This is a genomic window from Streptomyces sp. NPDC005728, assembly GCF_040630895.1.
Classification (GTDB): Bacteria; Actinomycetota; Actinomycetes; order Streptomycetales; family Streptomycetaceae; genus Streptomyces.
On sequence record NZ_JBEXYL010000011.1, the window covers coordinates 39706 to 53159 of the forward strand.

13 protein-coding genes are annotated in these 13454 nt (G+C 72.4%); 11 read left to right on the forward strand and 2 right to left on the reverse strand.

Going from position 1 to position 13454, the window contains the following annotated elements:
* The first annotated feature begins 62 nt into the window (after nucleotides 1–62).
* Nucleotides 63–494 (forward strand): BlaI/MecI/CopY family transcriptional regulator, encoded by a 432-nt coding sequence (locus ABZ471_RS10725; protein WP_359064670.1) that lies wholly within the window; start codon nucleotides 63–65, stop codon nucleotides 492–494.
* Between the two features lie 6 nt (nucleotides 495–500).
* Entirely contained in the window at nucleotides 501–1430 is a 930-nt protein-coding gene (locus ABZ471_RS10730; RefSeq protein ID WP_359064672.1) for a M56 family metallopeptidase, read from the forward strand.
* Nucleotides 1431–1657: 227 nt separating this feature from the next.
* Here ABZ471_RS10730 and ABZ471_RS10735 read toward each other — a convergent pair whose 3' ends face one another.
* Entirely contained in the window at nucleotides 1658–2512 is an 855-nt protein-coding gene (locus ABZ471_RS10735) for a SigB/SigF/SigG family RNA polymerase sigma factor (protein ID WP_359064836.1), read from the reverse strand.
* Nucleotides 2513–2694: 182 nt separating this feature from the next.
* On the opposite strand from ABZ471_RS10735, the gene ABZ471_RS10740 reads away from it, so the two are divergent.
* Both ABZ471_RS10740 and ABZ471_RS10745 read left to right on the forward strand, forming a co-directional pair.
* Entirely contained in the window at nucleotides 2695–2928 is a 234-nt protein-coding gene (locus tag ABZ471_RS10740) for a hypothetical protein (RefSeq protein ID WP_359064674.1), read from the forward strand.
* On the forward strand, nucleotides 2925–3293 hold the full coding sequence (locus tag ABZ471_RS10745) for a low affinity iron permease family protein (RefSeq protein WP_359064676.1): 369 nt from the start codon (nucleotides 2925–2927) through the stop codon (nucleotides 3291–3293). The genes ABZ471_RS10740 and ABZ471_RS10745 overlap by 4 nt, the downstream gene beginning before the upstream one ends.
* Before the next feature lie 54 nt (nucleotides 3294–3347).
* Here the strand turns inward: ABZ471_RS10745 and ABZ471_RS10750 are convergent, their stop codons facing one another.
* A complete protein-coding gene (locus tag ABZ471_RS10750; RefSeq protein WP_359064678.1) occupies nucleotides 3348–4436 on the reverse strand; it encodes a glutamate--cysteine ligase in 1089 nt (362 codons plus the stop codon).
* Between the two features lie 393 nt (nucleotides 4437–4829).
* On the opposite strand from ABZ471_RS10750, the gene ABZ471_RS10755 reads away from it, so the two are divergent.
* From ABZ471_RS10755 to ABZ471_RS10785, 7 genes are all read left to right on the forward strand, one after another.
* A complete protein-coding gene (locus tag ABZ471_RS10755) occupies nucleotides 4830–6047 on the forward strand; it encodes a M23 family metallopeptidase (protein ID WP_359064680.1) in 1218 nt (405 codons plus the stop codon).
* Nucleotides 6048–6241: 194 nt separating this feature from the next.
* A complete protein-coding gene (locus tag ABZ471_RS10760) occupies nucleotides 6242–6502 on the forward strand; it encodes a hypothetical protein (protein WP_359064682.1) in 261 nt (86 codons plus the stop codon).
* On the forward strand, nucleotides 6502–8796 hold the full coding sequence (locus tag ABZ471_RS10765) for a heavy metal translocating P-type ATPase (protein WP_359064684.1): 2295 nt from the start codon (nucleotides 6502–6504) through the stop codon (nucleotides 8794–8796). The genes ABZ471_RS10760 and ABZ471_RS10765 overlap by 1 nt, the downstream gene beginning before the upstream one ends.
* On the forward strand, nucleotides 8793–9335 hold the full coding sequence (locus ABZ471_RS10770; protein ID WP_359064686.1) for a copper chaperone PCu(A)C: 543 nt from the start codon (nucleotides 8793–8795) through the stop codon (nucleotides 9333–9335). Before ABZ471_RS10765 ends, ABZ471_RS10770 begins: the two co-directional genes overlap by 4 nt.
* A gap of 183 nt (nucleotides 9336–9518) precedes the next feature.
* On the forward strand, nucleotides 9519–10229 hold the full coding sequence (locus ABZ471_RS10775) for a hypothetical protein (RefSeq protein WP_359064688.1): 711 nt from the start codon (nucleotides 9519–9521) through the stop codon (nucleotides 10227–10229).
* Nucleotides 10230–10480: 251 nt separating this feature from the next.
* Nucleotides 10481–11134: a sigma-70 family RNA polymerase sigma factor gene (locus ABZ471_RS10780; protein WP_359064690.1), complete on the forward strand. Its 654-nt coding sequence runs from the start codon at nucleotides 10481–10483 to the stop codon at nucleotides 11132–11134.
* Nucleotides 11135–11732: 598 nt separating this feature from the next.
* Nucleotides 11733–12284, forward strand: coding sequence for a hypothetical protein (locus ABZ471_RS10785; protein WP_359064692.1), 552 nt, complete (start codon nucleotides 11733–11735; stop codon nucleotides 12282–12284).
* Nucleotides 12285–13454 lie beyond the last annotated feature (1170 nt).

The following is a 13454-nucleotide window of genomic DNA, read 5'->3' on the forward strand; positions in this document are numbered from 1 at the left end:
GAACGACACGCTGCTGCGGCGCCCCGGAGGCGCACCGAGCCACAAAAAGAGGGAGGCGGGACATGGTGCGGGAAGGTGGCCGCGCCCGGCGGCGGGGCCAGGGCGAACTGGAGGGCCAGGTCCTCGGCGCGCTGCGCGAGGCGGAGGGGCCGGTCACCGCCGCGTGGGTGCAGGAGCGTCTCGGCGGCGACCTCGCCTACACCACCGTCGTCACCATCCTCACCCGGCTGCTCGCCAAGGACGTCGTCGCCCGCGAACGGCAGGGCCGCTCCTTCCTGTGGACGCCCACCGCCGACGTGGCCCGGCTCGCCGCGCTGCGCATGCGCCGCCTGCTGGACGGCGAGAGGGACCGCGAGGCCGTCCTGGCGAGCTTCGTCACCGCCCTGCCGCCCCGCGACGAACAGGTGCTGCGGGCGCTGCTGGACGCCGCCGAGCCGGGCTCGGTGAACAACCGGAACACGCCGCACCCCGGCGACGGCGGTACGGAAGACTGACCGCCCATGGGGGTCTTCGTCTTCCTGCCGCTGGTGCTGCCGCTGTCCGCCTGGCCGGTCGCCCGGCTCGCCGAGGTGCGCCTGCACCCGCGCACCGCCACCCGGCTGCTCACCGCGGTCGCCGTCGTCATGGCCGTGTGCAGCACGCTGTGCCTGGCCCTGCTGATGGTCGTGGGCACCGCCCAGCTGCCCGGCAACCCGCTCCCCGACGGCTGGTCCGACCCCGAGGTGCGGGCCGCCGTCCCGTACGACGAGGTCGCGGGGCGCGCCGCCATCCCCGCCCTGTGCGTGGTGGCCGCCGCCTGCGCCCGCACCCTGTGGCGCCACCGCCGGGTCACCCGCCGGGCCCGCCGTGCGCTGGCCGCGCTGCCCGGTCCGACCGTGGCCGTCCTGCCCGACAGCACGCCCTACGCCTACGCCCTGCCCGGCGGGCGGGGCCGGATCGTCGTCACCACCGCGCTGCTGGCCGGGCTCGCCCCCGCCGAGCGGCGTGCCCTGTTCGCCCACGAGCGCGCCCACCTCGCCGCCCGCCACCACCGCCATCTGCTCGCCGCCCACCTGGCCGCCCGCGCCAACCCCTTCCTGCGCCCTCTGCGCACGGCCGTCGTCTACGCGGCCGAGCGCTGGGCGGACGAGGAGGCGGCCCGCGCGGTCGGCGACCGGCGTGCCGTCGCCCGAGCGATCGGCAAGGCGGCGCTGCTGTCCCGCGGCACCCCCGCGCCCACCCTCGCCGCGCTCGCCGCGACCGGCCCCGTCCCGCGCCGGGTGGCCGCGCTGCTGGGCCCCGCCCCGGTGGCCCGTACCTGGCCGTCGGCCTTCACCTCGGTCGGTCTCGCCGCCTGGGGTGCCGCCGCGGGCGCCCTGCTGTCCGCGATGTCCTCGGCGAACTCCGCCGTCACCCTGTTCCGGATCCTGCGCGCGGCGACCCCGCTGTGACCCCGGACAGGCACCGATGGTGTGCGCCGCGGTACGACCCCTGTCTGCGGCTGTGTGCCGGACCCCGTGACGCGGTCCCGCTATGGGCCCCGGCTCGCGTCGCCGCGGCCGAGGAGGCCGGACGGCCAGGCTCTCCGTGACAGGGGAAGGCCGGCCCGGGATGTGCCCGGTGTCGTCGGCGCCCGCCAGGGTCAGGGCCAGGCCCAGGACCTGGGCCGCAACGGCGGTCAGTCGGTCTTGTCGCGTCCGGGCCGGCCTTTGTCGTGCCCGGTGTCGCACCCGGCGGTCTCCCGCAGCACCCTGTCGCGTACTTGGTGGCAGGACCGGTTGATCAGGCGCGACACGTGCATCTGCGAGATTCCGAACTGATCGGCGATGCGGCTCTGCGTCATGCCCTTGAAGAACCTCAGGTAGAGGATGGTGCGTTCGCGCTCGGGGAGTGCCGCCAGGTGGGGCTTGACGGCCTCGCGGTCCACGACGGTGTCGAGGGCGGGGTCGCTCTCGCCGAGACAGTCGGCGAGGCTGTGGCCGTCCGCGCTGCCGCGAAGCCCTGCGTCGAGGGACAGCGTGCTGAAACTCTCCAGCGCCTGGAGACCGGCCCGGACCTCCTCCTCGCTCAGCTGCGCGTGGTCGGCGATCTCGGCGACGCCGGGCAGGCGGTCGGAAACGCTCCCCGACAGGTCCTGGCAGGCGAACCGTACGCGGTTGCGCAGTTCCTGGACCCGGCGCGGCACGTGCAGGCCCCACATGTGGTCGCGGAAGTGCCGTTTGATCTCGCCGGTGACCGTGGGCACCGCGTAGCTCTCGAAGGCGTGGCCGCGGTCGGGGTCGTAGCGGTCAACCGCCTTGACGAGACCGAGCGCCGCGACCTGGCGCAGGTCCTCGTCACTCTCACCGCGGTTGCGGAACCGTCCTGCCAGCCGTTCGGCCATCGGCAGCCATGCCTCGACGATGTCCTTGCGGAGCAGGTCGTGCTGCTGCCCCTCGGGCAGCGCGGCGAGCCTGCGGAAGTCCTCCTCCGAGTCCGGGGCGTCGTCGTGCGGATGGCGCGGATGGCGCTGTGCCGTCACTCGAGTGCGCATCATGCCTCGCAGATCCTGTGTCTGGGGTGAGCGGGCACCGCAGGAGTGCGGATGCGGTCCGGGCGGCCCCGTCCCGGTGGCGCATGCGGCTCTCCCACGGACGTGCTTCCCGTCGGCTGCCCCCGACCGGCCGCCGCAAACCGCCGTACGGATGTCCGAAGGTCCGCGGAGCGGCTCCTCACGTGCCGCGAGTACTCCGCCTCGGGCGGGTACTCGGACGGGGCAGCCCCACCGGGCGGGCGGTACGGGTCTCACGCGAAGGGATCAGGCGGCTGGTGGCGGCGGTCCACCCGTCCGCCCTACCGCGCGCCATCGACCGCACGGCGGTCTACGACGGCCTCGTCGCCGATCTTCGACTCGTGGCGGACGTCCTCGCGGACGGCGGCGGGCGCGCACGGAGAGGTGAGGGCCGATGACCTTCCCACATCCCGCCGACCGGGGCGGCGACCGGCGCCTGACGTTCGAACGGTTCGCGGAGGCCGCGTCGAGATTCACCAGCTCCCCTCTGTTCTTCCTGTTCTGCCTGGCGCTCGTCACATGGATGGCGATCGTCCACGTGGCGGGGCTGGGCACGGACTGGCAGGTGCTCGCCGGGGACTGTATGACGGCCGTGACGCTGCTCCTGCTCGCCCTGCTGAAGAACGCGGAGCTACGGGCCGAGCGCGCCGTCCAGCGCAAGCTGGACGCCATCGCCGCCGCCCTGCTCGAAGCGCAGGAGGGCTCGGCGGGCAAGGCGCACGACGACCTCAGAGCCGCCATCCGCATCGAGGACGAGATCTGACGCGAGGACGCGAGGTCCGGGTGTACCCCGGCCTGCCTTGGCAGACCGAGTCGCTCACCCCTGGGTGTGCCGTACGCACTCGGTGACGACGTCGCGCAGGCTGCCCGTGCGCTCCATGAGCCGCCGCTGTTCGCGGGCACCGTTGCCCCAGCTCAGCAGCCCGGCCACGGCCTCCTCGACGCGGGCCGTGTCGCCGCTCTCGACCAGCGCGTCCCCGAGGTGCTCCAGCAGCGAGTGCACCACGTCCGAGGCGGGCCGGGGCCGCATGGTCGCGGGGTCGAGCAGATCCTGGTCCAGGCCCGACCGGGCGGCCTGCCAGGCGGCCAGCCGCAGCAGGCCGACCCTGTGGTCGAGCGGTGGTCTGCCCGCCCGCCAGTCGCGCGCGGCGGTCTCCACCAGGGCCCGGGCCAGCGCGGCGACGAGGACGGCGGTATCCGCGCGCAGGCACACGTCCGCCACCCGGATCTCGACCGTCGGGTAGCGCGCGGACGGTCGCGCGTCGAAGTACGCCATCGCCTCGTCCAGGATGACCCCGGTGGCCACCATGTCCGCCACGTGCCGGTGATACCGCTGGGCGGACCCGAACAGCTCCGTCGGCCCTGCCGACGGCCAGCGCTCCCACAGGCGGCTGCGGTAGGCGGCGTAGCCGGTGTCCCGGCCCTGCCAGAACGGTGAGTTGGCACTGAGCGCGCACAGCACGGCGAGCCACGGCCGCAGCCGGTCGATCACGGCCACGCCCTCCTCGTCGGACTCCACCGACACATGTACATGGCAGCCGCACACCAGCTGCTCCTGGGTGGCGAACCCGTAGTGCTCGGCCATCCACTGGTAGCGCTCGTTCACGCTGATCGACGGGCTGACCGGCAGCGGTGAGGTGGCGAGCGCGGCGACCGCGCACCCGATCTCGCCGGCGTGCCGCGCCGCCTCCTTGCGGCAGCGCACGATCTCGGCACCGAGGTCCGCCATCTCCGACTGCGGATGCGTGGCGAACTCCAGCATCTGCCCGAACAGCTCCTTCTCGAAGACGTCCTGTCCGGGATCGTCCAGGGCGGCATGGGCGAGGACGGCGGCCGCCAGCGCCTTCGGCTCCCCGCTGTCGGGGTCGACCAGGAGGAGTTCCTCCTCCACGCCTACGGTGCGCACCTGATGCCGCCCTCCGTCCGTGCCGCTCGGGCCGTCTGGTGCCCAGGGCCGTCGCGGGTCTCTACGATCCCGACTGCCCCGAGGAGAGTCGTCGACACCTGCGGGCTCTGGCGACACCAACGCGGTGTCCAGTGCCTTGCGGGGCCGGCTTCCGGAAGATCACCGGCCCTGGAGGGCATGCACCTGGGATCATGGTGTGTATGGGCCTCGTGTGTTTCGGGTTGTTGATGATCGGCGCGGACTGCGCATGCCTGCGCGACGACGACCCCCGGTCGCTCGAACGTCGCTTCCGGTCCGTCAAAGTCCGTCTTGTGCACCGGAGTTGGCCCCTGATGCAACCGGCACGCGGCAGGACCCCCGTGGCGTTGGCGGCCGGGCGGGACGGTGCGACCGATGCGTGAGGAGACGGAGAAACCGACGGCCCCCGGCCGCACGGGGCAGCCGGCGGCCGACATCCTGTACAGGTTCCTCATTGCCGAGCCCGACCGACGGGAGTCTCTCGCGCCGCGCGTGGCCGCCGCCGTGGGGCGCGAACGACTCGACGAGATCATGGACGGTACCCGCGCGCGGGTCGGCGAGATCACCGGCGTAGGAGATACCCCCGACGGCCTGGTGATCGAAGGCACCAAGGGGCGCACCCTCGCTTTCGCCGCCACGGGCGACGGCCAGGTGCTCGACGGGCTCCTGATCGCTCCGGGCGCGTATCGCTCGCCGCGCGTGCGCATCCCCCACGGGGCGCGCGCCGCCCTGGTGTGGATCGTCTGGGTGCTGCTCCTGGCCGCCCGCATCGACGCGTGCTGGCAGGCCCCCTCCCGCGTCGCCTGGTGCGGCCGCCTGCTCATCGTCGCCGCCGGGTACCTGCTCATGGAGGGCTGGTGCACGCCGGCGCGCCTGCCGTGGTGGATACGCCGGGCCGTGGAGGCCGGGGCGCTCGTGGGCCTCGCCTCCGCGTGGCGGCTGCCGGTTCTGCCGAGGTCGGGCGGCGGCGAGGGCGAACTGGTCGTGGGCGTCGTCCTGGTCGCCGTCTTCGGATGGCTCCTGGTCCGGGTACGGCGCCATCGCTGGGGGACTGCCGTGTCGCGGCCCCTCACCTTCCCCCTGCAGGGCGGCCATTGGTACGTCGTACAAGGCGGCGGACCCGGCTTGAACCATCACACTCCCGCCCCCGAGCAGCGCGGTGCCCTGGACGTGATCCAGGTCGGCCCCGGCGGTGCGCGAGCACGCGGCGCAGGCAGGCGCGGAGGAAGCGAGAGCTATCTCGTGTACGGGCAGACCCTGTACGCACCGTGCGACGGCACGGTGATCTCCGCCGCCGGTCACATCGACGACCAGGAACCCGGCACCATCCGATACCAACCTCTCTACGGCAACCATGTGTTCATCGACACGGGTGCCGAGATCGTCAAGCTCGCCCACCTGCGCCGCGGCACGGTGACCGTGGTGACGGGTGACCCCGTGCGCGCCGGGCAGGTGCTCGGCGAGGTAGGCAACTCCGGCAACAGCACGGAGCCCCATCTGCACCTCCACGCCGAACGCGACGGCATCGGGCTCGACTTGGAGTTCGCGGGGATCGCGGGGCCGCTGTGCCGGGGCCGGACCGTCCGCACCTAAGCCCCGGCCTCCTTCGCCAGGCCGAAGCGAACGCCGACGCCTCGTCGTAGGAGCAGGCCGGCACGCGTGTGTCATGTGACGCACGCCACAATTCGAAACCGGAACTCGGCTCCCGATCCGCCCGACTGCTACAGCGGTGCGGCGGCAGCTGCTCTGCGCCGTACGACGGTTCGACGCGACCAGGAAGGCCGAGCATGGCCGAGTCCCGACTTTCGTCCCGCGACGCGGGCGTGGTTCCCCGCAGCCTGATGCCCCCGCCCGCACTCTGCGGCTTCCTGTTGCTGCTGGTGCTGGTCTTCTCGGTGTCCTACGCCGTGGGATCGGCCGCCGGCCCGGTGGCGCCCGGTATGCACGGCACCGGGGCCGGGGCCGGGACCGGCGTCGGCGACAGGGGCGGCAGCGGGGGCGGCGGGGACACGGGCGACATGCCCGGGATGCACGGGGGCGGTGAGTGATGGGAACCGAATCGATGGCGCCGCTCGTGGTCACGGACCTGACGGTCGGCGGTATGACGTGCGCTGCGTGTGTGCGGCGGGTGGAGAAGAAGCTCGCCAAGCTCGACGGGGTCACGGCGACCGTCAATCTGGCCACCGGACGCGCCAGGGTCAGCCATCCGGCGAGCATCCTGCCGGACGACCTGGTCACGGCCGTCGAACAGGCGGGATACGAGGCGGCGCTGCCCGAGCCCCCCGCGCCGGAGAGACACGACGAGGCAGCAGACGACGAGGACGGGACCGGGGCAGCCACCCGGCAGGACCGCGAGCGGCTCGTCGTCACGGCGCTGCTGGCCGTCCCCGTCCTGGTGCTGTCGATGGTGCCGGCCCTGCAGTTCCGCAACTGGCAGTGGCTGTGCTTCATGCTCGCGGCCCCGGTCGCGGTGTGGAGCGCCTGGCCCTTCCACACGCGGGCGCTACGCGGCCTGCGCCACTCCACGGCCACCATGGACACGCTCGTCTCGCTCGGTGTCGCGGCCTCCTTCGCCTGGTCGGCGTACGCGCTGTTCCTCGGCGGAGCGGGCGACCCCGGCATGCGGATGCCGTTCAGTCTGCTGCCGTCCGCGTCGGACGGTGCCGCGCACGTGTACCTGGAAGCCGCGGTCGGCGTCCCGCTGTTCGTGCTGACCGGGCGGTTCCTGGAGGCGCGGGCCAGACGGGGGACCGGAGCTGCCCTGCGGTCGCTGGCACAGCTCGCCGCCAAGGAGGTGTCCGTACGCGACGAGCACGGCGAGCGTTCCGTCCCCATCGGGCAGCTGCGGGTGGGCCAGGTCTTCGTCGTGCGTCCCGGCGAGCGGGTCGCCACCGACGGCCGGGTGGCGGAGGGCAGTTCCGCCGTGGACCTCTCGCTGGTCACCGGCGAGAGCGAACCCGTCGAGGTGGGGCCCGGCTCGGCGCTGGTCGGCGGGGCCGTCAACGCCGGCGGTCTGCTGCTCGTCCGAGCCACCGCGGTCGGGGCCGACACACAGCTGGCCCGTATCACACGGCTGGTGACGGAGGCTCAGGCGGGCAAGGCGCGGGCACAGCGCCTCGCCGACGCCGTCGCCGGGGTGTTCGTGCCCGTCGTCCTCACCGTCGCGGTGACCGTGCTCGGCTTCTGGCTCGGGGCCGGGGCCGATCCGCAGGCGGCGATCACCGCGTGCGTGGCCGTGCTCGTCGTGGCCTGCCCCTGTGCGCTCGGCCTGGCCACGCCCACCGCCCTGATGGCCGCCACCGGCCGCGGAGCCCAGCTCGGCGTGCTGGTCAGCGGCCCGCAGACGCTGGAGGCTCTCCAGCACGTCGACACGGTCGTCCTGGACAAGACGGGCACGCTGACCAGCGGCCACATGACCGTCGCACGGGTCACCGCCGATCCGGGCGGCCTGGGTCAGGAAGCCGTCCTCCGCCTGGCCGGTGCCGTGGAACAGGGTTCGGAGCATCCGCTCGGGCGGGCCGTCACCGCGTACGCGCGGCGCTCTGCGGCCGAGGAGCCGCTGCCCCCTGTGCGGGACTTCGCGGCCACGCCGGGGCGGGGGGTCCGCGGCCGCGTGGACGGCCGTACGGTGGAAGTGCTGGTGCCGGACGGCGAGTTGCCCACCGCGCTGGCGGACGCCCTCGCCGCGGCGGAGACCGCAGCGCACACGCCGGTCCTCGTGTGTGTGGACGGGGTGGCCGAGGCGGTGATCGAGGTCGGCGACGTCGTCCGACCCGGCAGTTACCGTGCCGTGGACCGGTTGCGCAGGCTCGGGATCCGCCCGGTGCTCGCCACCGGCGACCGCGAGGCACCCGCCCGGGCCGTGGCCGACGCGCTCGGCATCGACGAAGTACACGCCCGCTGTACGCCTGAGGACAAGGCCGCCCTGGTACGGCGGTTGCAGGACGAGGGCGGCCGCATCGCGGTCGTCGGCGACGGCGTGAACGACGCCGCCGCGCTCGCCGTCGCCGATCTGGGCATCGCCATGGGCAGCGGTACGGACGTGGCCATCGGTGCGGCCGACCTGACGCTCGTGCGCGGGGACATCGAAGCCCTGGGGGACGCCGTCCGGCTCGCCCGGCGCACGCTCGGCACGATCCGGGCCAACCTGGCGTGGGCGTTCACCTACAACGTCGTCACGGTTCCGCTCGCCATGGTCGGTCTGCTCAATCCCATGGTGGCCGCGGCCGCCATGTCGGCCAGCTCCGTGCTGGTGGTGGGCAACAGCTTGCGCCTGCGTGCCTGGCAGCCGTCGCCCGCCCCGGCGCGCGGGCGCCGGCAGGGGAGGGCCGGTCACCGGTGAACGGATTCCGCACCCGCCTCTCGGCCCGGCTCACCGACCGCCGACGACTGACCGACACCCTTCTCGCCGCCCTGGTACCCGTCGCCGCCTCCAGCGTGGCCCTCGCGGGCCTGACCACCTGGGTCGGTACGGGCAACGCGGGCAGTCCGCCCCGTATGAGCGTCACCGAGGGACGCGTCCTCCTCCCGGCCGCCGGTTCCGGCGAGACGGCGGCGTTCTTCCGCCTCACCAACGAGGGCGGCTCGGCCGACCGGCTGGTGGGTGTCACCTCAACCGGCGCTCCGGGCGGAGTGAGTCTGGCCCGCCACCGCATGGGGAGCGGCGCCACGGCCTACCGGACCCCGGTCGACTCGATCGAGATACGGGCGGGGGAGAGCCTCGCGATGTCGCCGTACGGGGTGGACCTGACGGTGACGGCCCCGGCCGGCGAGTGGCGCGCGGGCGACCTGGTCTCGTTCACACTGACGTTCAGCCGCAGCGGCCTGGTGAAGCTGCCCGCGGTCGTAGTCCGACCTGGAACGGTCGTGTTCCGACAGTGATGGCTCTCATGTGCTCGTAAGTTGCTCTCAAGCGGTGGCGTTCCAGAAGTCGCTGCCGGGGCCCGCCGAGTTCCCGCCCCATCGGTGTGCTGTGTGTCACCCTGCTGTGGTTGAGTCCGAGGGCACGTGTCCTTGCGTACCCCCTGACAACTACCGGACCGCGGGTGCGAAGATGGGCGCGTCATGACTGTCAGAGGGTGGTGCCGCACGCTGCGGGCCGGTGTGTTCGCCACCGCCTGCGTGCTGCTCGCCGCCCTCGGCCACGTGATGATGTCCGGTGCCCCGGTGTCCTGGTGGGCCATGGCGGCGGGTGCCGCCGGAACGGGTGCCGCCGGCTGGTGCCTCGCCGGCCGTGAGCGCGGACACGCGCTGATCGTCACCGTCGTGGTCGCCGCCCAGGCGGTGCTCCACGAGACCTTCTCCCTGGCACAGTCGCACATGTCCGGCCCGCACACGTCCGGCCCGCACGCGGGCACGTCCGGCGTGACACAGGGCATGGGCTCCATGCACATGGGCTCCGTGCCCATGGACGCGATGGACATGACGGGCATGGGATACACGGGTGCGGGCTCCATGCCGCACCTGGAGCCCGGCATGTACGGTGCCCACGGCATGGGAGGCGGCGCCGCGTTCGGCATGTTCGCCGCCCACCTGATCGCCGCGGTCCTGTGCGGCCTGTGGCTCGCGTACGGCGAGCGTGCCGTCTTCCGCATCCTGCGCGCCGTGGCCGCCCGCCTGGTGGCACCCCTGCGGATGCTGCTCGCCCTGCCCGTGCCGCAGTGCCGTACGACCGTGCGGAGGGGCCCCGACTCCGGTCGCCGGCCGCTGGCGCGACTCCTTCTCTGCTACGCGATCACCTCCCGGGGGCCGCCCCTGGGTACCGCTGTCGCCTGAGACAGCCGGATCCACCGGGGCTCTCCTCGCTCTCCTCCTTCTTCTTCAGCAGCAGGTCTCCTGAGCCTTCCTGAGAAGACTTCACCAGCCGTGCCGTGACCCGTTCCTGAGGAACTGCACGCGCTGCCACACGCACACGAGCCTGCGCGAGCCCCGGGCACCGCCGTACCACCCGTACGGCTGGACCCCACTCACCGTAGAGCCGTGGCCTCACGACAGGCCGGGCTCCGGATGACTGAGAAGGACACCTCGTGATCACTTCTGTCCTGTCTGCTCCACGAACGCAGAGGGCCTCGGCGGACGCGGCGGCGACCGCCTGGGCACTGGCCGCCCGGAGCGGTGACCCGGACGCGGTCGAACGTTTCGTGCGTGCCCTGCACGCCGACGTGCTGCGCTACGTCGCCCATCTGGGGGCCGATCCGCAGAACGTCGACGACCTGGCCCAGGACACGTTCGTGCGCGCGCTCGACAGCCTGCACCGGTTCGAGGGGCGCGCCTCGGCCCGTACCTGGCTGCTGTCCATCGCCCGCTGCGCGGTCGTCGACAGCTTCCGCCGAGCCGCCGTACGGCCCCGGACGGCGGACACCCAGGACTGGCAGCTGGCCGTCGAGTGCGCCCAGCCGCGCGGCCTGCCGGGCTTCGACGACGGCATCGCGCTGCTCGACCTGCTGGACACGCTCCCCGACGAACGCCGTGAGGCGTTCGTCCTGACCCAGGTGGTGGGGTTGTCCTACGAGGAGGCGGCCCGGGTCGGAGGCTGCCCGGTCGGCACGGTCCGTTCCCGAGTGGCCCGCGCCCGGATGACTCTCATGGGCCTGCTCGTCGAGGCAGAGGGCGCCGGCCCGAACGCGGACCTACGGGAGCCCGCCCGCCGCACTCCCGCTCGGACCCCCACGGCGGCCTGAGGACGACGGAGCCGGCGTCAACTCCGCACCACCGTGAGGGCGGCGCCGGCACCCGTCGCTGCGGGTCCTGTCACCTCGGGCCCGCGACCACCGGCGTCCGCACGGTCACCCTGCCCGTGGAGCGGAACCAGAGGTTGTAGTCGACCGTGGCCCCCGAGTACCCGCAACCTGCTGCTATACCCACCGAAAGCGGAATCCAGCAGTAAGCAGCGTCGCGAACTGGGCGAACGCATCGCAGACCTTGGAGTCGGCCCCCGCCACACCCAGGAGAGCTTGTGCGCCACCACCGGCCTGAGCCGCAGCCAACCAGCGCATCGAATCCGGTGAGGCCGACCCCCGCTACAGCGACCTGCTGAGGATCGCCGCCGCGTTACGATTAAGCAGCTCGGCCGCATGCGGGAGTAAAAGCCCAGTTGTGACGTAAGCCATGGTCGCCTTTCAGCCAGCAGTGATCTGCTGGGGCGTCAGGGCTCCGCCGGGAACCGAGATCGCAGCTATCGTGCCTGAGTTGCTTCTGTTGTTCACGGAATCGACAGGGGTACGACACAGCGAGTGTTGAGTGTGCTTGCTGGCGGCCGGTTGTCCGGGGGAGGGTGTGGTGGCCGACAAGGGGGAGGACCCGCAGGCAGTTGCTGCTGCGGCGGAAGCGTCGGCAAGTGCGCTTGCCGCGTCTGGCATCGCGCCGATTGCAGGCGTCGGTGCCGCCATGGCCCAGTTGCGTGTCGAGGGCGAGACTCTGACGACCTTCAAGAACCGGGTGGATGACCTCCTGACCCGCCTGGAGGAGTCGAAGGCTGCCCCGCACAGGATCTCGGACGGAGCCCTGCCGACGGGACGGTTGGGCAACTTCGAGGAGGCCAACGCGCTCCACAACGCCTACAGCAGTGTGCACTCCCGACTGGAGCACCTGTCCAGGATGCTGGCGTTGCAGATCGAGGGGTTGATGGTCACGGTGGACGCGTCGAAGAGCAACTATCACGATCTCGATGACGGTGTTCGCGCTCGCCTTCACCGAATCCGCGTCGAGGCCGACAAACTGGCTGTTGATGGGGCTCGGCCGGGAGCGGAGGGACACGCTAATAGCGGGGTGGGCGGGCCCAGCCGGGGCCGGCACGGCTCCAGGTCGGACTCGCAGGCCGGTGATCTGTGATGTTCGTGGCGTCGTGGCAGTGCGGTGGGGCGTCCACAACGGGGAAGGCGGTACGGCTCCATGTCTGACTTTGCTGGCCGCATGTGGGAGTCGATCAGCCAAACCCGGTTCTTTGTCCAGGATCCTGAACAGCTGTGGGCCATGGTCGAGTCCGCCGACGGGCCGACGGTCAGCGGTCTCGGTGTGCTCCTGACGGAGGCTGCCGGGACGATCAAGGAGATCGGCGGCGATCTGCTTACTCACAGTCTGGCCGTCGAGTGGGAGGGTGAGGGCGGTGAGGCGTTCCGGATCTGGTGCAACCAGGCCGCGCTGGCCACACTGAGCCTGGGTGACTACAGCGAGAATGCGGGCAAGTGGCTGGGGCACGCGGCGGACACGCTGCACGAGGTCAAGCCGCAGCTGGAAATGCTGCGGAACCAGAGTGTCAGCGCGCGCTCGGTGCTGGACGCGCACGCGGCGAAGGCGACGGATGTCGGCAGTCACGACGGCGGTCCGTCGGATTCCGCGGTGACGAAGGCCAAGACCTCGTACACCAACTCTCGCACCGAGGCCGGCGGGCTGATGATGAAGCTCGCCCAGTCGTACACGGCATCGACGGAGCAGATCAACGCCCTGGAGGCGCCGAAGTTCCCGGAGTTGCCTCAGCGGTTTGTGCCGGATTCGCGCGGCGGCGAAACCCACATTTCCGCCCCTAAAGCTGGCGGCGAGGCAACCCCGGGGACGACCGCGCGAACAGCGGTACCAGAGCGGCAGCCGACCGTTGGCTCCGGCAGGAGCGAGTCAAGTCCGGTGCCGAGGGTGTCCCTGCCACACCACCCGACGACCCCAAACCACCCGACGAACCCGGCTGACGTGTCGGATACACCGCCACGAACTCACGAGGATGCACCGAACACGGCGATCGACAGCGTAAAGAACTTGCCGTCCTCGCCGGTGCTTCCTGCCTCCCCTTCGCCACCGTCCGTCGCACCAGGCGGCCCGGACGGTCGGCTGCCTTCGGCGACAGGGCCGCTCCCCCCTGTGTTCGGGACCGGACCGACGCCGCCGTCAGGGGTCCGGGGAGGCGGTGAGCGTCCCCTGAACGAGGGCCGACGCCCTCCGGTCACGCCGACTGGACCAGGCACGTCCACGAATCCGCGTCCCCCAGGGCGCGCATTCTCCGGTCCCTTT